Source organism: Actinoplanes aureus, from assembly GCF_015704865.1.
Lineage (GTDB): Bacteria > Actinomycetota > Actinomycetes > Mycobacteriales > Micromonosporaceae > Actinoplanes > Actinoplanes aureus.
This window is the reverse complement of record NZ_JADQTO010000027.1, coordinates 86,274-104,406: the sequence shown is the minus strand read 5'-3', so window position 1 is coordinate 104,406 and position 18,133 is coordinate 86,274. Positions and strand designations below refer to the sequence as shown.

19 protein-coding genes are annotated in these 18,133 nt (G+C 73.0%); 10 read left to right on the top strand and 9 right to left on the bottom strand.

Annotated elements, in window-relative coordinates:
* Window positions 1-48: 48 nt before the first annotated feature.
* Both I4J89_RS39170 and I4J89_RS39165 read right to left on the bottom strand, forming a co-directional pair.
* Window positions 49-1,164, bottom strand: a complete 1,116-nt coding sequence (locus I4J89_RS39170) for a glycosyltransferase (RefSeq protein WP_196419294.1) — start codon at window positions 1,162-1,164, stop codon at window positions 49-51.
* An 8-nt stretch (window positions 1,165-1,172) separates the two neighbouring features.
* Window positions 1,173-2,174: a glucosyl-3-phosphoglycerate synthase gene (locus I4J89_RS39165; RefSeq protein ID WP_196419254.1), complete on the bottom strand. Its 1,002-nt coding sequence runs from the start codon at window positions 2,172-2,174 to the stop codon at window positions 1,173-1,175.
* 180 nt (window positions 2,175-2,354) lie between these two features.
* Here I4J89_RS39165 and I4J89_RS39160 point away from each other — a divergent pair, with 180 nt between their 5' ends.
* The 3 genes from I4J89_RS39160 (at window position 2,355) to secA2 (ending at window position 6,772) form a co-directional block, all read left to right on the top strand.
* Entirely contained in the window at window positions 2,355-3,329 is a 975-nt protein-coding gene (locus I4J89_RS39160; protein ID WP_196419253.1) for a Gfo/Idh/MocA family protein, read from the top strand.
* The gene (locus I4J89_RS39155) at window positions 3,322-4,413 is read left to right on the top strand and encodes a zinc-dependent alcohol dehydrogenase (RefSeq protein ID WP_196419252.1); all 1,092 of its coding nucleotides are present in this window, start codon (window positions 3,322-3,324) and stop codon (window positions 4,411-4,413) included. The genes I4J89_RS39160 and I4J89_RS39155 overlap by 8 nt, the downstream gene beginning before the upstream one ends.
* A gap of 70 nt (window positions 4,414-4,483) precedes the next feature.
* Window positions 4,484-6,772, top strand: a complete 2,289-nt coding sequence (gene secA2 / locus I4J89_RS39150; protein WP_196419251.1) for an accessory Sec system translocase SecA2 — start codon at window positions 4,484-4,486, stop codon at window positions 6,770-6,772.
* On the opposite strand, the gene I4J89_RS39145 is transcribed toward secA2, so the two are convergent.
* Window positions 6,769-7,143 carry an ankyrin repeat domain-containing protein gene (locus tag I4J89_RS39145; RefSeq protein WP_196419293.1) on the bottom strand — a complete coding sequence of 125 codons (375 nt, stop codon included), beginning with the start codon at window positions 7,141-7,143 and terminating at the stop codon, window positions 6,769-6,771. The genes secA2 and I4J89_RS39145 overlap by 4 nt on opposite strands.
* A gap of 314 nt (window positions 7,144-7,457) precedes the next feature.
* Between I4J89_RS39145 and I4J89_RS39140 the strand changes: the two genes are divergently transcribed.
* The 4 genes from I4J89_RS39140 to I4J89_RS39125 all read left to right on the top strand — a co-directional run bounded on the left by I4J89_RS39140 (window position 7,458) and on the right by I4J89_RS39125 (window position 10,195).
* Window positions 7,458-8,000 (top strand): winged helix-turn-helix domain-containing protein, encoded by a 543-nt coding sequence (locus I4J89_RS39140; RefSeq protein WP_196419250.1) that lies wholly within the window; start codon window positions 7,458-7,460, stop codon window positions 7,998-8,000.
* A 12-nt stretch (window positions 8,001-8,012) separates the two neighbouring features.
* On the top strand, window positions 8,013-8,645 hold the full coding sequence (locus I4J89_RS39135; protein WP_196419249.1) for a nucleoside/nucleotide kinase family protein: 633 nt from the start codon (window positions 8,013-8,015) through the stop codon (window positions 8,643-8,645).
* Window positions 8,646-8,847: 202 nt separating this feature from the next.
* The gene (locus tag I4J89_RS39130; RefSeq protein WP_196419248.1) at window positions 8,848-9,270 is read left to right on the top strand and encodes a TraR/DksA family transcriptional regulator; all 423 of its coding nucleotides are present in this window, start codon (window positions 8,848-8,850) and stop codon (window positions 9,268-9,270) included.
* Between the two features lie 49 nt (window positions 9,271-9,319).
* Window positions 9,320-10,195 carry a DUF72 domain-containing protein gene (locus I4J89_RS39125; protein ID WP_196419247.1) on the top strand — a complete coding sequence of 292 codons (876 nt, stop codon included), beginning with the start codon at window positions 9,320-9,322 and terminating at the stop codon, window positions 10,193-10,195.
* On the opposite strand, the gene I4J89_RS39120 is transcribed toward I4J89_RS39125, so the two are convergent.
* A complete protein-coding gene (locus tag I4J89_RS39120; RefSeq protein ID WP_196419246.1) occupies window positions 10,167-10,955 on the bottom strand; it encodes a DUF72 domain-containing protein in 789 nt (262 codons plus the stop codon). The genes I4J89_RS39125 and I4J89_RS39120 overlap by 29 nt on opposite strands.
* An 80-nt stretch (window positions 10,956-11,035) precedes the next feature.
* Between I4J89_RS39120 and I4J89_RS39115 the strand changes: the two genes are divergently transcribed.
* The 3 genes from I4J89_RS39115 to I4J89_RS39105 are packed head-to-tail and all read left to right on the top strand — an operon-like array spanning window position 11,036 to window position 12,709.
* Window positions 11,036-11,296, top strand: a complete 261-nt coding sequence (locus I4J89_RS39115) for a BatC protein (RefSeq protein WP_196419245.1) — start codon at window positions 11,036-11,038, stop codon at window positions 11,294-11,296.
* Window positions 11,293-12,513, top strand: coding sequence for a cupin domain-containing protein (locus tag I4J89_RS39110; protein ID WP_196419244.1), 1,221 nt, complete (start codon window positions 11,293-11,295; stop codon window positions 12,511-12,513). The genes I4J89_RS39115 and I4J89_RS39110 overlap by 4 nt, the downstream gene beginning before the upstream one ends.
* A gap of 19 nt (window positions 12,514-12,532) precedes the next feature.
* Entirely contained in the window at window positions 12,533-12,709 is a 177-nt protein-coding gene (locus I4J89_RS39105; RefSeq protein ID WP_196419243.1) for a hypothetical protein, read from the top strand.
* Between the two features lie 7 nt (window positions 12,710-12,716).
* Here I4J89_RS39105 and I4J89_RS51330 read toward each other — a convergent pair whose 3' ends face one another.
* The 5 genes from I4J89_RS51330 to I4J89_RS39080 all read right to left on the bottom strand — a co-directional run bounded on the left by I4J89_RS51330 (window position 12,717) and on the right by I4J89_RS39080 (window position 18,024).
* Window positions 12,717-13,418, bottom strand: a complete 702-nt coding sequence (locus tag I4J89_RS51330; RefSeq protein ID WP_196419242.1) for a hypothetical protein — start codon at window positions 13,416-13,418, stop codon at window positions 12,717-12,719.
* On the bottom strand, window positions 13,415-16,135 hold the full coding sequence (locus I4J89_RS39095) for an FtsK/SpoIIIE domain-containing protein (RefSeq protein ID WP_444876225.1): 2,721 nt from the start codon (window positions 16,133-16,135) through the stop codon (window positions 13,415-13,417). The genes I4J89_RS51330 and I4J89_RS39095 overlap by 4 nt, the downstream gene beginning before the upstream one ends.
* A 60-nt stretch (window positions 16,136-16,195) precedes the next feature.
* Window positions 16,196-17,095 carry a hypothetical protein gene (locus tag I4J89_RS39090; protein ID WP_196419240.1) on the bottom strand — a complete coding sequence of 300 codons (900 nt, stop codon included), beginning with the start codon at window positions 17,093-17,095 and terminating at the stop codon, window positions 16,196-16,198.
* A gap of 4 nt (window positions 17,096-17,099) precedes the next feature.
* Window positions 17,100-17,360, bottom strand: coding sequence for a hypothetical protein (locus I4J89_RS39085; RefSeq protein ID WP_196419239.1), 261 nt, complete (start codon window positions 17,358-17,360; stop codon window positions 17,100-17,102).
* 292 nt (window positions 17,361-17,652) lie between these two features.
* The gene (locus I4J89_RS39080) at window positions 17,653-18,024 is read right to left on the bottom strand and encodes a hypothetical protein (protein ID WP_309238673.1); all 372 of its coding nucleotides are present in this window, start codon (window positions 18,022-18,024) and stop codon (window positions 17,653-17,655) included.
* Between the last annotated feature and the right edge of the window lie 109 nt (window positions 18,025-18,133).

Genomic DNA, 18,133 nt, shown 5'->3' with positions numbered 1-18,133 from the left:
GCGCGTAAGACGCAGACTCAGGTGCCCGCCGGTCCGGCCCGGCAAACGTCAAGTCCCCTTCCGGATCCCTTCGTACAGCCGCAGGTAGGACTCGGCCATCACCGCCGGAGTGAACCGGCGCTCGGCCTCGGCCCGGCAGGCGCGCGGATCGACGGTGGCGGACTTGCCCACCAATTCCCCGAGGGCCTCCTCGTCGTCGGTGAGCAGACCGCTGAACCCGTCCTCGATCAGCTCCGGCAGGCAGCCACGGGCGATGCCCACCACCGGCACGCCGAGCGCCAGCGACTCCACCACCGCGGTACCGCCCGGCTCTTCCCAGCGCAGCGGGAACAGCGCGGCACGGGCGCCGGCCAGCATCAGGTCACGGTCGCGGCCGGTCACCGTTCCGGCCCACCGCACGCGTACGCCGTCGACGTGCGGCGCCACCTTCTCCCGCCAGAAGCGCACGTCCGGGTTGAGCGCCGCGGCCGGGTCGCCGTCCGCGGCGGTGAGCTCGGCGGCGTTCCGGTACGGGCCGACCGGCCCCGCCAGCACCAGGTCGAACCCGTGCGTGTGGGCGAGCCGGGCGGCCAGGTCCTGACCCTTGCCCGGGTTGATCCGGCCCAGCACCACGACGTACGAGTCCTTCGTCACCTCCGGCATCGGCTCGGCCGCCAGTGGCGTGGCCAGGTGCACGTGCCCGACCGAGTGGTCGCGCAGCGCCTGCGGGGCACGGGCCAGCTGCGAGGCGGAGACGCCGTTGACGCGTACCCGGGCGCCGCCGTCGAACGTGCCGTACAGGCCGGGGTGTTTGTGCAGGTCCCAGTGCAGGGTGTGCAGGGCGGGCGGCGCGTCGCCGCCGAGTGTGGCGAGGGTCACCAGCCCGGCCGCCTCGACGTGGTCGTGGATCAGGTCGATGTCGTCGCGTTCGCGCAGCGCGCGCACCACCGCGTGCTGGTGCGCCTGGACCACACCGACCACCTGGTTGTACGGCCGCTGAAGTGCCGCGAACTGGCCCTGGTCGAAGACGTGCACCCGCCCGTCGGCCTCCAGCGTGCTCTCGCCGACGCTGGCCAGCACCACTTCGACGCCGAGCCGGCGCAGCTCGGGCACCAGCGTGGCGACGATGTTCTCGATGCCGCCGTACCCGGCCGGCGGTACCGGCAGCCACGGCCCGGCGTTCATCAGCACTCTCACGCGGCCACCGCCCGGCGGTCGAGGGAGGACAGCGGCGGGCGTTCGGTCACGCCGGTGTCGGCGACGGCGATCTGCCGGTCCAGGTTGGGCAGCGCCTCGTCACCGCCCCGGCGGAACTGGGTGAGCAGGGTCGACGGCGGCACTGGGTCGGTGGTGAGGCCACGCCGGTGCATCCGCGACCAGGCCGTCACCATGATCTGCGCGGCCATCCGGCCGAGCGCCTCGGTGCCCTGGTGCCGGTGCTTGCGTTCGCCGAGGTCGACCTGGGCGAGCGCGTCGAGGCCGACCAGATCGACCAGGTCGATCAGCATGCCGATCTCGACGCCGTAGCCGGAGACGAACGGGATCCGCTCCAGGGTGCGGCGTCGGCCGGCGTACTCGCCGGCGAGCGGCTGGACGAAACCGGCCAGCTCCGGGAAGAAGAGGTTGAGCAGCGGGCGGGCGGCCAGCTCGGTGACCCGGCCACCACCGTCGGTCTCCACGCTCACCGGCCCGATCAGCGGCCGGTGGTAGAAGCCCTTGACGTACTCGACGCTGCTGTCGGTGAGCAGCGGTCCGAGCAGCCCGGTGACGAAGTGGGCGGAGAACTCCCGCAGGTCGCCGTCGACGAACGCGACCACGTCCCCGGAGCTGGCGGCCAGCCCGGCCCAGAGCGCGTCGCCCTTGCCCTCCATCCGGGGCAGCCCCCGGGTGATCCGGTCCTGGCTGACCACCCGCGCACCGGCCCGCCGTGCCTCGGCGGCGGTGGCGTCGGTGGAGCGCGAATCGACCACCAGGATCTCGTCCACCAGCGGGACCCGCTCGGCGAGTTCGGCGCGGATGGTGGCGACGATCGCCCCGATCGTCGCCTGCTCGTTCCGGGCCGGGATCACCACGCTGACCCGGTCATGCCTCTTGGCCACGGCCAGTTGCTCCGGCGTCCATTGACCGGCGCGCCCGGTCCGGTACGTCGTCCACGCCTCCACGATCGGCGAGACGGTCGTGTTCGAGTGCCACATCGGCGTTCCCCCAAGGTCGACAAATCCGCCGCCGCTGAGTTCCCACTGTGTGTGGATATCAATCTTTCCGGATGGTTACGAACACACTTCGCACAGCAACCATCCACTGCCGAGCGTTTCGGTGCGGGGCTACCCGGATACAGAACCCGCCGATCGTGCCGACAGGGAGCAGGGGAGCGGATGGCGAAGACACGGATTGGTCTGGTAGGTGCCGGCGGAGTGGCGGCCCGGCACGCGAGGGTCCTCTCCGGACTGGCGGACGTGCAGGTGACCGGGGTGACCGACGTGGTGGCCGACGCGGCCCGGGCACTCGCGGACGAGCACGGCGCGCGGGCGTACGCCTCCGTCGCGGAACTGATCGACTCGGGCCCGGACGCCGTCTACGTCTGCGTGCCCCCGTTCGCTCACGGTGACGCGGAGCGAGCGGTGATCGCGGCCGGCCTGCCGATGTTCGTGGAAAAGCCCATTTCAATCGATCTCAGCACAGCGACCGAAATATCCGGTCTCATCGCTAAGGCGGATCTTCGTACCGCGGTCGGCCATCACTGGCGTTATCTGCCCACCGTGGAGCGGGCCCGGGAGATGCTCGCCGGCCGGCCGATCCGCCTGATCACCGGCGCCTGGCTGGACAAGGTGCCGCCGGTCGCCTGGTGGCCGCGGGCCGACAAGTCCGGCGGGCCGGTGGTCGAGCAGGCGGCCCACGTCCTCGACCTGGCCCGGCACCTCGGCGGGGAGGTGGACGAGGTGTTCGCGTACGGCAACGGGACCCCGCCGCCGGTCGACGGGGCGGACGTGGACGGCGCCACCACGGCGGTGCTGCGGTTCGCCAGCGGAGCGGTGGGCAACCTGGCCGCCACCTGCGTGCTGGGCTGGAAGCAGCGGGCCGGCCTGGAGGTGTACGCCGACGGCCTGGCCCTGGCCTTCACCGAGAGCGAACTGGTGATCCGCGACGAGACCGGCACCGTGACGCTGCCGTGCGAACCGGCGACCGCGCACCAGGCCGTCGATCGGGCGTTCGTCCGCGCGGTCCGTGGCGAGGAGGACGACGTGCGGGTCCCGTACGCCGAGGCTCTGCGTACCCATGCTGTCGCTCTCGCCGTCGCCGAATCGGCGGCGACCGGCCGCCCGGTCCGCCCGGAGGCCGTCCATGCCTGATCGCAATCTGATCGTCTCGGGTCCCGGCCGTGTGGAGATCGCCGAGGTGCCGGCGGAGCCGGTGCCGGACGGCGGTTTCCGGGCCCGGACCCTGTTCAGCGGGGTCTCCGCCGGCACCGAGCTCACCTTCCTGAAGGGCACCAACCCGGCGCTGCACACCGGCTTCGACGCCGGCCTCGGTCTGTTCGGCGCGCCGCCCGAGCAGGCCTACCCGGTGACCCGCCTCGGCTACATGGAGGTCGCCGAGGTCGAGCAGAGCCGTACCGCCGCGTTCCCGGACGGCACCGTGGTCGCGATGACCTACGGGCACCGGACCGGGTACAACGGCCATCCGCTGCGGGACCGGGTGGTGCCGCTGCCCGCCGGCCTCGACCCGATCCTCGGCGTCTACGTCGCGCACATGGGCCCGATCTGCGCGAACGGCCTGCTGCACGCGGCCGCCGACCGGTACGGCCCGGCCGTGCGCTCGCTGTCCGACGGGGTCCTCGGTGCCCGGGTGGCGGTCGTCGGCGCCGGCGTGGTCGGCCTGCTCACCGCCCTGCTCGCCCGGGCGCACGGCGCCGCCTCGGTGGTCGTGCTGGACCCGACCGCGCAGCGCCTGAAGATCGCCGAGGCGCTCGGCCTGGACACCCTTGACACCGGTCCGGACGCGCCGGACGCCGCGGTCACGCTCAAGACCCGGTGGCGGCACGCCGACGGCGACCGCGGCGCCGACGTGGTCTTCCAGTGCCGCGGCCAGGCCGCCGCACTGCACCTCGGGCTGCGCCTGCTGCGCCCGCAGGGCACGGTCATCGACCTGGCCTTCTATCCGGGTGGCGCGGACGAGGTCCGGCTCGGCGAGGAGTTCCACCACAACGGCCTCGGCGTACGCTGCGCGCAGATCGGCCGGGTGCCCCGGGGGCTGGCCCACTCCTGGGACCGGGAACGGCTCTCCGCCGCCACCGTCGATCTGCTCCGTGCCGAGGGCGAGACGATCCGTAAGCACATGATCACGGCGGTCGTCCCGTTCGACGAGGCGCCGGCGCTCCTGCACGATCTCGCCGAGCGGCGCCGCCAGGAGCTCCAGGCGGTGATCTCGTTCTGAGCCACCGGAATGACTGGCACCGGGGAGTCCGGAACCTGAGACTCAGCGAAATGAAGTACCGTTGCGCGCCATGGGTGTGTCGCAGCGGCTGAAGAGCCGGTTCCGCAAGTTTCTCCAGCGTCCGGGCACGACGGTGGACCTCGGGCCGCTGGAGAAGCGGCTCAGCGCGATCGAAGCGCGTGAGGACGCGCTGAAGGAGCTGGACGACGCGGCGCTGACCGAGGCCGCGCGCGAGGCGGCCGACTACGTCGAGATCTGTGCGATCGGCCGGGAGGCCGCCCGCCGCGCGATCGGCCAGCGGCCGTACGACGTGCAGCTGCTCGGCGCCATGGCGCTGCTCGACAAGCGGGTCGCCGAGATGGCCACCGGTGAGGGCAAGACGCTCACCGCGACCGTCGCGGCGTACGGGCACACCCGGCTCGGCAACGGCCCGGTGCACGTGCTCACCGTCAACGACTACCTGGCCCGCCGTGACGCCGAGTGGATGGAGCCGATCTACACGCTGCTCGGCCTCACGGTGGCCTGGGTGACCGAGTCGATGGCCCCGGAGGAGCGGCGCGAGGCGTACCTGGCCGACGTCACGTACGTCTCGGTGAGCGAGGCCGGCTTCGACTACCTGCGCGACCAGCTGGTCACCGACGTGGCTGACCGGGTGCAGCGGGAGCTGGCCACCGCGATCGTCGACGAGGCCGACTCGATCCTGATCGACGAGGCCCGGGTGCCGATGGTGCTGGCCGGCAGCGTCGCCACCGAGAGCGACCCGGTGCACGAGGCCGCCGCGCTGATGAGGACCCTGCGCAAGGGCAAGCACTACGAGGTGGCCGAGGACGGCCGCAGCGTCGCCTTCACCGACGACGGCCTCAAGCACCTCGAGGAGCAGCTCGGCGGCATCGACCTGTACGCCGACGACCAGGTCGAGCACCTGTCCGCGGTGAACGTGGCGCTGCACGCCCACGCGCTGCTGCGCCGCGACGTCGATTACATCGTCCGCGACGGTGGCGTCGAGCTGATCGACGAGATGCGCGGCCGGGTCGCCCAGCGCCGCCGCTGGCCGGACGGCCTGCAGGCCGCGGTGGAGGCCAAGGAGGGCCTCAACTCGACGGCCGAGGGCGAGGTGCTCGACACCCTCACGGTGCAGGCGTTCATCGCCCTCTACAAGACGGTGTGCGGCATGACCGCGACCGCGGTGCACGTCGGTGAGCAGCTGCGCGAGTACTTCAAGCTCGAGGTGGCGGTGATCCCGCCGAACACCCCGAACATCCGCGAGGACGACCCGGACCGGATCTACTCGGCGCACGAGACGCGCGACGAGGCCCTGGTCGAGGAAATCAAGATCGCCCACGAGTCGGGCCGACCGGTGCTGATCGGCACCCTGGACGTGAAGGCCTCCGAGCTGCTGGCCCGGCAGCTCGGCGACGCCGGTGTGCCGTGCAACGTGCTGAACGCGAAGAACGACGCCGAGGAGGCGGCGATCATCGCGGAGGCCGGTGCGCTCGGCGCGGTCACCGTCTCCACCCAGATGGCCGGCCGCGGTGTCGACATCCGCCTGGGCGGCAGCGACGAGAAGGACCGCGAGCGGGTGGTCGAGCTCGGCGGCCTGTACGTGATCGGCGCCGGCCGGCACGACAGCCGCCGTGTCGACGACCAGCTGCGCGGCCGGGCCGGCCGGCAGGGCGACCCGGGCCGCTCGGTGTTCTTCGTCAGCTTGGAGGACGAGCTGGTCGTCCGGCACGCCGGTGACATCCTGCCCGCCTCACCGCGGATGGACATCGACGGTGTCGTGCACGACTCGCAGGTGGACTACGCGGTCGAGCACGCCCAGCGGGTCGCCGAGGGCGTGAACCACGAGATCCACAAGAACACCTGGCGGTACAGCGTGGTGATCGAGCAGCAGCGCCTGCTGCTGGCCGAGCGCCGGGAGCGGCTGCTCACCTCCGAGGTCGCCGCGATCATGCTGCTCGAGAAGTCGCCGGAGAAGGCCAAGGACACCGACGAGGACGTGCTCTCCGAGTCGGCCCGGGCGATCGCGCTGTACCACCTGGACCGGCTCTGGGCCGAGCACCTGGCGTTCCTCTCCGAGGTCCGGGAGGGCGTGCACCTGCGCGCGCTGGGCAAGCTGGACCCGCTCGACGAGTTCCACCGCTCCGCCGTGCCGGCCTTCCAGGAGCTGCTGACCCAGGTCGAGGCGCGCACCATCGAGACGTTCGACGAGGTCGACCTCTCCGACGGCTGGGTGCCGGACCGGGCCGAGATGGTCCGGCCCAGCGCCACCTGGACGTACCTGGTGCACGACAACCCGTTCGGATCCGAGCTGGACCGGCTCATCGCGGCCGTCGGCCGCCGCCTCACCGGCGACTAGGCGTCTCGCGGGGGCGCCTGCCCGGCGCCCCCGTCCAGCAACGCGGTCATCTCCGGAAGGCCGAAAAAGGCCGCGGTCTCCACCGCCGACGGTCCGCCCGCGTGCGGGCTCGCCCCCGCCGCCAGCAGCGCCCGCACCGTCTCCGCGTTCTGCCGGAACACCGCCGCGCCCAGCGCTGTCTGGCCGCGGTCGTTGGCCCGGTCCGGTTCGGCGCCGTGCTCCAGCAGGGCCGCCACGGTGTCCGGGTGGTTGTGGTACGCCGCCAGGATCAGCAGCGTGTCGCCTTTCTCATTGGTCAGGTTCGCCGGCAGCCCGGCCGCCACCTGTGCGGCCAGGTCCGCGGTGGCGCCGGAGCGCGCCAGGTCGAACATCCGATGGGCGTACGCGATCGTCTCGTCATCCAGCTCTGCCACGGGTGGAGGCTACCCACGTTCGGCAATCTTTAATGAGGCTGACAGAAAACGTTCCCGGAATGCATTTCTGTGACCGTGAACAATCAGGCTTAATCGCCGCTCGCCTTGACATGATCTCCACCGTCGTGAATAGACCCCGAACATGGAACGTGTTTCCCACACTGTGGTTGGCGACTTGACCCATGCGTCAGCCGACCGGAAATATCGTCCCCGCTTTACGCACAGTGATCAGTCGTATTCGCTTGCCGCAACAAATTCTGGGGGATGTCTCAATGCCGGTCAGCGCATTGTCGCCGCGTGCCGATCGCCGTTCCGGACCCGGCCGGGGTCCCGGCCGGCGCGTCACCGAACCGGCGTTGACCGTGACGCTCGCCATTCCCCTGAGCGGGGACGCGATATCACCACAGGCCCACCGGTTGCTGGCCGCGGTCCGGGAGCTGGTCGAGCTGAGCCGCGGCACGGTCACCGTCGAGCCGGTCGCCGAGACGCCCGAGGCGTCCGAGCCGGTGCCGGACGGCCCGGAGGTGCGGCTGCTGACCGGGTCCCGGCAGGCGCTGCTCGACGGCGCCCAGCTGCCGCTCACCCGGCTCGAGTTCGACCTGCTGCTCTACCTGGCCGAGCGGCCCCGCCGCGTCTTCACCCGGGCCCAGCTGCTCGCCGCCGTCTGGGGCTACGAGCGGGCCGGGGAGCGGACGGTCGATGTCCACGTCCGCCGGCTGCGGCTCAAGCTGGGCCCCAACCTGCCGCTGATCACCACGGTCTACGGGGTGGGCTACCGGCTGGCCGACGACGCCCGGATCTTGATCGTCGCCTGACACCATTGCCGCATGCGCGTGCGTCCGGTGTCCTTCCCCGCCCTCGTCGACGACCTGGCCGACCGGCTCGCCAGTCGGGAATCCGACACTAGGGTCCGGGTGGCGATCGACGGTGCGGACGCCGCCGATCCGGCCCGCCTGGCCGACGCCCTGGTGGACCCGCTGCGGGTGCGTGGCCGCCCGGCCGTCCGGATCGACACCAGGGACTTCCTGCGGCCCGCCTCGCTGCGCCTGGAGTTCGGGCGCACCAACCCGGACTCGTTCTACGCCGGCTGGTTCGACGAGGCCGGCCTGATCCGGGAGGTGCTCGTCCCGGCGGCCCCGGACGGTTCCGGGCGGATCCTGCCGCGGCTCTGGGACGCGGGCGTGGACCGGGCCGCCCGCGAGCCGTACACCGAGCTCCCGTCGAACGCGATCGTGCTGGTCAGCGGCCCGTTGCTGCTCGGCTCCGGCCTCCCGTTCGACTTCACCGTCCACCTTGAGGTCTCCGCCGCCGCACTGGCCCGGCGCACCGGGGCCGACCAGCAGTGGACCTTGCCCGCCTATTGGCGGTACTCCGCCGAGGTTGCCCCGCAAACCTTCGCTGACCTGGTCATACGTCTCGACGACCCGCGCCGGCCGGCGGTGGTCGAGCCGGCGTGGTGATCGTCGGCACAAAGACCCAATGGCCGAGTCCGTGGCGGATTCAACCACTGACAGTTATGCTCCGGTTACTTTTTCGCGGGGGTCCCGTTTGGGGCCCCCGGACGGTGGGTATCGAGCGGCTCCGCACATCGAGCCGGACCGGGACGAGGGTGACCCGGCGCACGGCCCACCGGCTGGGGCTGAGTGAAGGGCAGGGGGACTGATGCTCGTCAACGGAGCGGTTGTTACGGGTAAGGGCGCGGGCACGGCGAAGGGGCGCTCGGCCGAGGAGATCGACCAGATCCGGACGCTGCTGCGGAGCCGGTTCGAGGAGCTCAACACCGAGTACGAGGAAGCGGTCGCGCAGAACCATCGGTTGCGGCTGGTCGAGATCGGCGACGCGGCCGGCGACGATCAGGCCGACAGCGGGTCCAAGACGGCCGAGCGCGACGCGGCGACCTCGCTGCTGAAGACCCTGCTGGACCGGCGGACTCAGGCGGAGCACGCCATCCATCGCCTGGACGAGGGCACCTACGGCAACTGTGAAGGCTGCTCGAACCCGATTCCGGTGGAGCGCCTGGAAGTGTTCCCGTCGGCCACCACGTGTGTGAACTGCAAGCAGGTCCGCGAGCGCCGGGCCAGCTGACGCCCCGTTTCCGGGCCTGCTCACCGGCGGGCCCGGAGGAGGGACCTTGATGGGTGAGATCCGGGTCGGCACCGCGTCGTGGACCGACAAGACGCTGCTCGCCTCGGGGTGGTACCCGCAGGCGGCGGACACCCCGGAGAAGCGGCTGGCGCACTACGCGAGGCACTTCCCGATCGTCGAGGTGGACGCCACCTACTACGGCCCGCCCAGTGAGCAGACCACGAAGCTGTGGGCGGAGCGGACGCCGGACGGATTCACCTTCGACATCAAGGCGTTCAGCCTGCTGACCGGCCATCCGACCAAGGTGTCCGCGCTCTACAAGGACCTGCGGCCGGAGACGGACAAGGCCAGCGTCTACCCGCAGGACCTGCCGCCGCAGGCGTACGAGGAGGTGTGGACCCGTTTCCTCAGCGCACTGGACCCGCTGGTGACGGCCGGCAAGCTGGGGACGCTGCTCTTCCAGTTCCCGCCGTGGTTCGGCATCCGCAGGTCCAACAAGGATTACCTGCTCGAGGTGACGGCACGCTGCAAGCCGCTGCGGCCGGTCTTCGAGTTCCGCAACGCCTCCTGGTTCGACGGCGGCAACCGTGCGGAGACCATCGAATTCCTCCGGGCGCACAAGCTGGCGTACGTCTGTGTCGACATGCCACAGGGCCACAAGTCGTCCGTTCCGCCACTGGCGGTGGCGACCGCCGATGTCGCGGTGGTCCGATTCCACGGCCACAGCGAGAAGTGGACCAGCAAGGACATCCACGAGAAGTTCGGATATCGCTATTCCGACGCCGAACTCGCCGAATGGGTCCCGAAACTGAAGTCGCTCGCCGATGAGACCGACGTCACCCATGCGTTGCTGAACAACTGTTACCGCGATTACGCACAACGCAATGCGTCAACCCTCATCGATCTGCTGAAGGCCGCGGACTGACCGCCGGCGCCTTCGTGGCCTCGAGGCCACGCCGGGCGGCTTCCGCCGCCAGGACACCGGCGTCGATCACCGCGGCACCGCCCGGGTCATTGTTGAAGAAGACGAACGTCTCGGGTACGGCGAGCCGGTCCAACCACGCGCGCAACGACTGCCGCCCGTACCTCGGCCACGGCTTGGCCCGCCCCTCGTGCAGCCGCAGGTAGCCGAATCCGGCCGTGGTCCAGAGCGGGGTGATCGGGCGCCCGCACCGGTCCGCCCAGCAGAGCGCGGCGCCGTGGCCGCGCAGCAGCTCCTCGCAGTCGCGGGTGAACCAGGTGGGATGCCGGGGCTCGACCGCCACCCGTACCCCGGCCGGGAACTGCCGCAACGTCTCGTCCAGGGCGTCCAGGTCGGCGCGCAGCGTCGGCGGCAGCTGGAGCAGCACCGGTCCCAGCTTGTCGCCGAGCGCCTCGGCCCGCCCGAGGAACCGCGCCACCGGCTCGGCCGGCTCCCGCAGCCGCTTGATGTGCGTCAGGTAGCGGCTCATCTTCACCGCGATCCGGAACCCGTCCGGGGTCCGGTCGCGCCACTGCGCGAAGGTGTCCCGCTCGGGCAGCCGGTAGAAGGCGTTGTTCACCTCCACCACGTCGAACCGCTCCGCGTAGTGCTCCAGCCACAGCCGCTGCGGCAGCCCGCCCGGATAGAGGTAGCCGGTGTCGTCGGCGCCCTTGTCCGGCCGCCAGTCCCGGTACTGCCATCCCGAGGTCCCGATCCACAGCATGCCGCCGGGATACCCGGGGTGGTTCCGGATTAGACGTGATCATCGCGGGTAGGACAGCGGGACCATCGTGAGGAGGGGTCATGGGACTCAGTAACGACGACATCATCAGCTCGGACCCGGCCGGCTCGGCCGGAGAGGGCCCGGCTGACGGCGGTGCCAACCCGGCCGGCCGGGATGGCGGCGCGGACGGCGGAGCCTCCGGGGAGGGTCCGGCCGACGGCGGTGCGAACCCGAACGCCGTGGACGGCGGCGCCGACGGGGGAGCCTCCGGGGAGGGTCCGGCCGACGGCGGTGCGAACGCGAGCGGCCGGGACGGTGGCGCCGACGGCAGCGCGGAATGACGGCACTGTCCCGCGTCATCACGCTGGACCCCGCCGAGTTCGCCGGTGCCCGCTGGGGCCGTTCGCCTCTGCTGACCCGGGCCGCCGACCTCGGCGGCCCGGGCGGCTTCACCGACCTGCTCTCCCCGGCGGCGGTGGACGAGCTGCTCAGCCGGCGCGGGCTGCGTACCCCGTTCCTGCGGGTCGCGCAGCAGGGCAAGGTGCTGCCGGCCGGGCGGTTCACCGGCGGCGGCGGCGCCGGTGCGGAGATCGCCGACCAGGTCGTCGACGAGCAGGTGATGCGCCTGTACGCCGGCGGCGCCACCCTGGTCCTGCAGGGCCTGCACCGGCTCTGGCCCCCGCTCGTCGACTTCGCCGCCGAACTCGGCGCCGAGCTCAACCGGCCGTTGCAGGTGAACGCCTACCTGACCCCGCCGGCCGGCCAGGGCTTCGCCACCCACTACGACACCCATGACGTCTTCGTGCTCCAGGTCGACGGCCGCAAGCAGTGGTGCGTCCACCCGCCGGTGCTGCCCGACCCCCTGGAGGAGCAGGCCTGGGGCGGCCGGGCCGACGAGGTCGCCGCCACCGCCCAGGGCGAACCGGCCCTCGACGTCGTACTCGAACCGGGCGACGCCCTCTATCTGCCGCGCGGCTGGCTGCACTCGGCCCGGGCCCTGGGCGGCCGCTCGCTGCATCTCACCGTCGGCATCCGCGGCCTGACCCGGTACGCCCTGGTCGAGGAGCTGCTCACCCTCGCCATGGAGGACCCCCGCCTGCGGGCCACCCTGCCGTACGGCCTGGACGTCGCCGACCCGGAGGCGATCCGCCCGGAGCTGGACGAGACCGTTGCCGCCCTGCGGGACTGGCTCGGCACCGCCGACCCCGCCGCGCTCGCCAACCGCCTGCGTGACCGCTCGTGGCCGGCGGCCCGGCCGGCACCGATCAGCCCGCTCGCGCAACTGGACTTCGCCGGCTCGCTCGGCCCGCACGACGAGATCGTCGCCCGCGGCGGACTGCGCTGGCAGCTGGCCACCGACGGCCCGGACCGGGTGGTGCTGCGACTCACCGGCCGGGAACTGCGATTCCCGGCATACTGCGCGCCGGCCGTACAGACCGCGCTGGACGGCGACCCGCACCCGGTCGCTGACCTGCCGCTCGACGACGACGCCGACCGTCTGGTGCTGGCCCGGCGGCTGCTCACCGAGGGACTGGTCGTGCCCGCGAGGCGGGTGTGAGCGAGTAGTGTCGGAAGGCATGACGGAACCGCAGGACGACCCGCAACAGGTCTCGGACGTCCCGGCCACCGGCCCGGAGTTCGACCCCGCCGGCGACCTCGGCTACGACGAGGCGCACGGCGCCGGCCAGCACGAGGACGTGCCGGCGGCACTGCTGGAGGAGGCCCGGCAGCGCCGCACGCTGAGCCAGCACTGAACCGGCTCTAGGTGGGCTGTGCGAACTGCACGGCCGTGAACAACAGCCCCGCCGTGACCAGCCCGGTGGTGAGCACGGTGGCGACCGCCGCCGTGTCCAGACCGACTCCGCGCCGGTCCGCGACCAGCTTGGCGGTGACCACGGCGAGGATCGGGCAGCACAGCAGGACCAGCAGCGCCACCACCGGGGCGGCCGCCTGCCAGTCGCCGCCGGCCGCCTCCCCGGTCCGCCGCAGCACCAGGTTGCCCAGCACCCCGAGGATGCCCCCGGCGAACCCGAAGACCCCGAAGAGCACCTGCGTGCCCAGGGTCAGCGGCCGGGCCGGCGGGGTGTACTTCACCCGGTTCTCCACCTCGTCCAGGTAGTCCCGGGCCTCCCGGTCGCGCTGCCGGGGAATGCTGGGCGGCGGCAGGGTACGCCCGAACCGCTCGGCGGCCGGCCCGACCCGGTGCACGAACTCCGACCAGAGCCCGGCGGCACGCGCGTCCACGTGCTCCAGGTCCCGCTGCGCCACACGCACCCGGTGCTGCGCCTCGCGTACCCTCTCCTCGGCCTCCCGGACCGCCGCCTCGGCCGCGCCGGCCCGTTCGGCGTGCCACCCGGCCGCCTCCTCGCGCAGCGTGGCGGCGCGCTGGTTCAGGCTGGTCAGCCGGTGCAGCACGGTCCGGTAGTCGGCGCGCTCGAAGTCGGACGGTTGTAATTCGCTCATGAGGTTCCGTAAGGGATGATCACCTCGGCGCCTCGATGCACCGAGCGGTCGAAATGCAGGGCCCGCCACGGGCGCGGGTACCAGTTCGGCGCGCCGGCACCCGGGTAGTACGGCGACAGCTCGCTGCCGTGCACGTCCAGCGCCACCCACGCGCCGATCGCGTCGGTCCGGGAGGCGTGCCCGCCGAGGCTGTCCCGCAGCAGCCCGGCCCCGCGCCACCAGCCGAGCACGTGCAGCCGGCGCTCCGGGCCCTGGCGCAGCACGGTACGCAGCTGCTCGGCGGCCGCCCGGCCACCGGGCAGCGCGTCGGCCGCGTAGATCAGGATGAAGTGCGGCCGGTCCGCCGGCCACGCGGCGGTCGCCTCGGCGGCGGCGTCCTCCAGCAGCCAGTCCACGTTCTCCCCGTCGTACCAGCCGCACTCCGGGATGCGGGCGTGCAGTGCCTCGGCCGCGGCCCGGGCGTCCGGGTCGAGGCAGACCACCGAGAACCGGGCGCCCTCCGGGGTGAACTGCGCCGCGAGGGAACGGCCCGCGGTGGCGAGCACCGCGCAGGCCTCGTCGAGCCGGGTGCCGAGCACGGCGATGTTGCGGCCGGGCGCGCGCCGCAGCACGGTACGCGCGGACCGCGCCGTCACGTCGATGGTCTCGCCGAGCAGCGCGATCGGGGCGGCCGGCGACTCGGACGGGCGCAGTCCCCGGAAGTCCGGGCTCTCGGCGAGGCGCGGCACCACGTCACCGTCGAAGAGCCGGGGCGGGCCCTGCTCGGGCGGGCGGCGGCGCCACAGTCGGTGCTGCAACGCGCTCCACTGGTCCCGGTCGCCGGCCGCCGGTACGCGTACCACCCGGTTGGCCTCGGCCGCGCCGGAGTCGGCGTTGACCACGGCGTGGTAGCGCGGCAGCGAGTCGGCGGCCATGTTCGTCTCGGCCAGGACCCGGCGGGCCCGGGGCAGCGCGATCCGCAGCGAGAACTGGGCGACCAGCGCGGGCCGGCCCCAGAGCGCCTCGATGCCGGAGACGTCCTGGCTGGCCAGGATCAGGTGGATGCCCTGCGAGCGGCCCCGGCGGGCGAGGTCCTCGAGCAGGTCCACGGCCTCGGCGGCGACCGCGTCCCGGCCGGAGAGCAGCACCTGGAACTCGTCGACCACCGCCACGATCCGCGGCCAGACTCCCTCCGGGTCCTCCGCCCGTAGCTCGGCCAGGTTGGTCACCTCGTGCTGTTTCGCCGCGTCCGCCCGCCGCCGCAGCTCGCCACTGAGGAAGCGCAGCAGCGCCAGGCCGAACTCCCGGTCGGTGTTCACGTTCACCCCGACCAGGCGCACGTGCGGCAGCCAGCTCGGGTCGCGCCGGCCCGGGGCGAACCGCGCGAACGACACCCCCTCCTTGAAGTCGAGCAGGTAGAACGCCAGCTCGGCGGGGGAGTAGCGGGCGGCGAGCGCGCCCATCCAGGCGTAGATGAAGTTGGTCTTGCCGGTGCCGGACGGCCCGGCGATCAGCGCGTGCGGCGGGTAGTCGCTGAGCGTGACCAGGACCCGGGCGCCCTGCGGGCTGTCGCCGAGCGGCGCGGTCAGCGCGGCGGACGAGCTCTCCCGCCACTCGGTGCCGGCCTCCGGCAGCAGGCTGTCCAGGGCGACCGGCGCCGGGCCGGCCGCGACCGCCTCGGCGATCTGCCGGCAGGTCGCGGTGAGCACGGTCGGCAGCGGGCCGGGATCGAGACGTACGGGCAGATCACCGGCCCCGCTCACACGCGCCCGGTCACCGGGTGCCGCCGTGATGAACTCGACTCCGGGCACGGGCTCCACCGCCAGCCCCCGGATCACCAGGTGCACCCCGCACGCCGCCCCGCTACGCAGCAACCGGTCCAGCTGGCTCCGCTCGTGCTTGGACAGCTCCCCGGCGCCCAGCAGCACCGCCACCCGCCACGGCTCCGGGCGCCGCCGGGTCGCCGCGTGCAGCTCCCGCAACGACGTGTACTCCCCGGCCAGGACCGTCTCGTTGATCCGCCGTACGTGACCCACCAGGCCGTCCAGCAGCGGGCCGAGATCCTGCGGCCCGGCGAAGGTCAGCACTCCGGCCGGGGCCAGCGGGGCGAACCCGGCCAGGCCGCCGCCGAGGTGCTCCGGGTCGTACCCCACCAGCTGCACCGCACCCGGCGCGCTCGTGCCGAGCGCGCGCAGCAGCAGCCCGGCCACCACGTCGTCGCCGATCCGCTGGTCGCCGGAGACCACGATGTGCCCGTGGTCCAGCAGCCGGACCAGCGCCGGCACCTCCGGCGGCGCCTCGTCGGCGAGCGGCGCGGGCTCCGGTTCGCTGTCCCGGGTGGCACCCGGAGCGCCGGCCCATGGTCCGTCCGGCCGCCTGGTCCGCTCCGGGTGCGGCACCGGGGCCTCGGGCAGCAGCAGCCGGCCGACCCGCAACTCCGCGGCCCGGTTCAGCGGGGTCGGCTCCCAGCTGTGCCACAGTTCCCCGGCGGCGCCCGGAGCGGCCCGGTCGGCGGCCGCCGCGGCGGCACCGGCGAGCGCGGCCAGCTCGGTGTCGTGCCAGGTGTCGATCTCCCGGATCCGCTCGTCCCGGGCCGCCGCGAGCTTGCGCCGCCGGGTCGTCGCGGCGCCGCTCACCCGTTCCCAGTGGGCGACCGCCGCGGTCTCCTCCTGCTGGGCCCGCTCCAACGCCGTCTGCGCGGCGCCGAGCGCATGCGACAGCCCGGCCCGGATCTCCATCACCCGATCTCTGGTGGATTCAGCCATGACCTGCCGGCATCGTCGCAGTTACGTCTGGGGTCATCGTTGACCCTCCCCGTCCTCGGCGTCACGGCGAACCGGTTCCGGTGCGTCCGGCCGCAGCGTCTCCGCGTCGCGCCCGAGCCGGGCGAGCAGCACGCCGGCCAGGACGCCGGCGGTGACCGCGTTGTCGGCCGGATGCCCCGCGGGCCGGTCCTTCTGCTGCTGTTGCTGCACCGGCACCCGGCAGATCCGGTCGATCAGGGTCTCCAGGACGGCCGGTTCGGTGCCCGGCAGCAGCGACCGGACCCGGCCCTCGGCGGCACCGCGCAGGCGCGGCACGTCCTCCGGGCGGGGCTCGTGCCCGAGCAGGTCACCGGCGAGACGGTGCAGCACCGGCGAGGTGACCGCGGACAGGCCCAGGCCGGTGGAGGCGTTCACCGCGTGCAGCTCCCGGCCGAGGCGGGCGCGGTCACCGGAGCGCACGCCGGCCGCGACCCGGCGCAGCAGCTCCGCGGTGTCGGTCCGCTCCGGACCGGACTTCCGGTCGGCCGGGGCGGGCTCGCCGGTGAGCTTGGCGACCCGGTCCTGCCACCACGGGCCCAGGGTCTCCGGCGTGGGAGCCGTCTGGTCGTCGGGCGCCGGGCGGCGCTCCTCCGGCTGGAGCGCGGTGCGCCACTCCTGGCCCGGCGGGGCGCCGGGCTCGCCGGAGAGCCCGAGCGCGGCCAGGTAGGCCGCGATCGCTTCCTGGGTGACACGCAGGGCGGCAGCCGCGGTCTCCGCGTGCTCGGTGGCGAAAGTCAGCTGGGGTACGCCGATGTCCTGGCGGGACTCGGCACGCACCCAGTTCAGCAGCTCGGTGGCGCTGCGGAGCCGCTCCATCGCCGTCGTGACGAGCCCGGTTGGTAGATCGTCGGAGGTGGCGCGGAGCTGGGCGCCGAGTTCCCGCAGCAGCGACATCGCGTCAGAGGTTCGCCGTGTAGGTCTGCGCCTGCTCGATCGCCTGCAAGGTGGATCCCATGCATTCCTCGAGTTGCTGGTCCGCGTGGGACAGCGAGGCGTGCGCGGCGCCGACCGAGTCGTTGGCGCTGCCGTCGAGGGCGGCGGCCAGGCTCTGCTGAGCCTCGCCGAGCTTCTCCCGGGCCGCCTGGATGGCCGCCTGCCCCTCGGTGACCTGCTGAAGCGCGGCGTCGACAGCAGCCCTTAACTCGGCGACACTGGCCAAGGCGTGGAGCCTCCTGTACGAATCCTTCTTTGCGATTGCAGACTACCGCCCGGTTCTGGTGCCGCCGTCCTCGGATGCCCCGATTTGGCGGACCCTGGGCATTCGGAGTAGCCCCCCGGGTGGGCTCTCTCTCCGGCTCCCCGCACAGCGGATCGCCAGGTCGATCGCATACCCGACGGTCGTCCATTGTGGATCATGGCGGTTCGCGGCGCCACTCGGGGAGGCTCTTGTCGCGTGCGAACCCCTCCCGCTTTCCACCCGCGCGGGTCACCCGCGCGCCCCTCCCGGCGGCTCAGCGGGGGACCGAGGACGGGCCGCGGACCTCGGCGCCGAGGGCGAGAGCGCGCGTACGCAACCCCCGGTCGGCGGTGACGACGATGGTGCGGCGGTTCGCGGCCGATGCGCGTACCACATCGATGATCTTGTCGTCGCCGGAGCCGGTGGCGCGCTCGACGCGCACGCCCTCCGCGGCTTGCGCGATCTCCCGGGCCCGCCCCTCGACCACCAGAACCACCTCGACCGGGGCCGGGACGTCACTCAGGCCGGCGGCGGGGACCGCCGCCAGGCGGTCGCGAAGCCGGGCCGCCGCGCCCGCCCGATCCCGCCACCAGCCGTCCGGCACCGAGCCCACCACGTTCGCGCCGTCGACGACGATCAGCGGCACGACCTCGGCGGATATCGCCGCCGGAGGCGGCGGCTGCTGGGATGCTGGCTCGGGGAAGGTCGGCTCCTGGAAGGCCGGGGCCAGGGATCGCGGGTCCGGATCGGCGAAT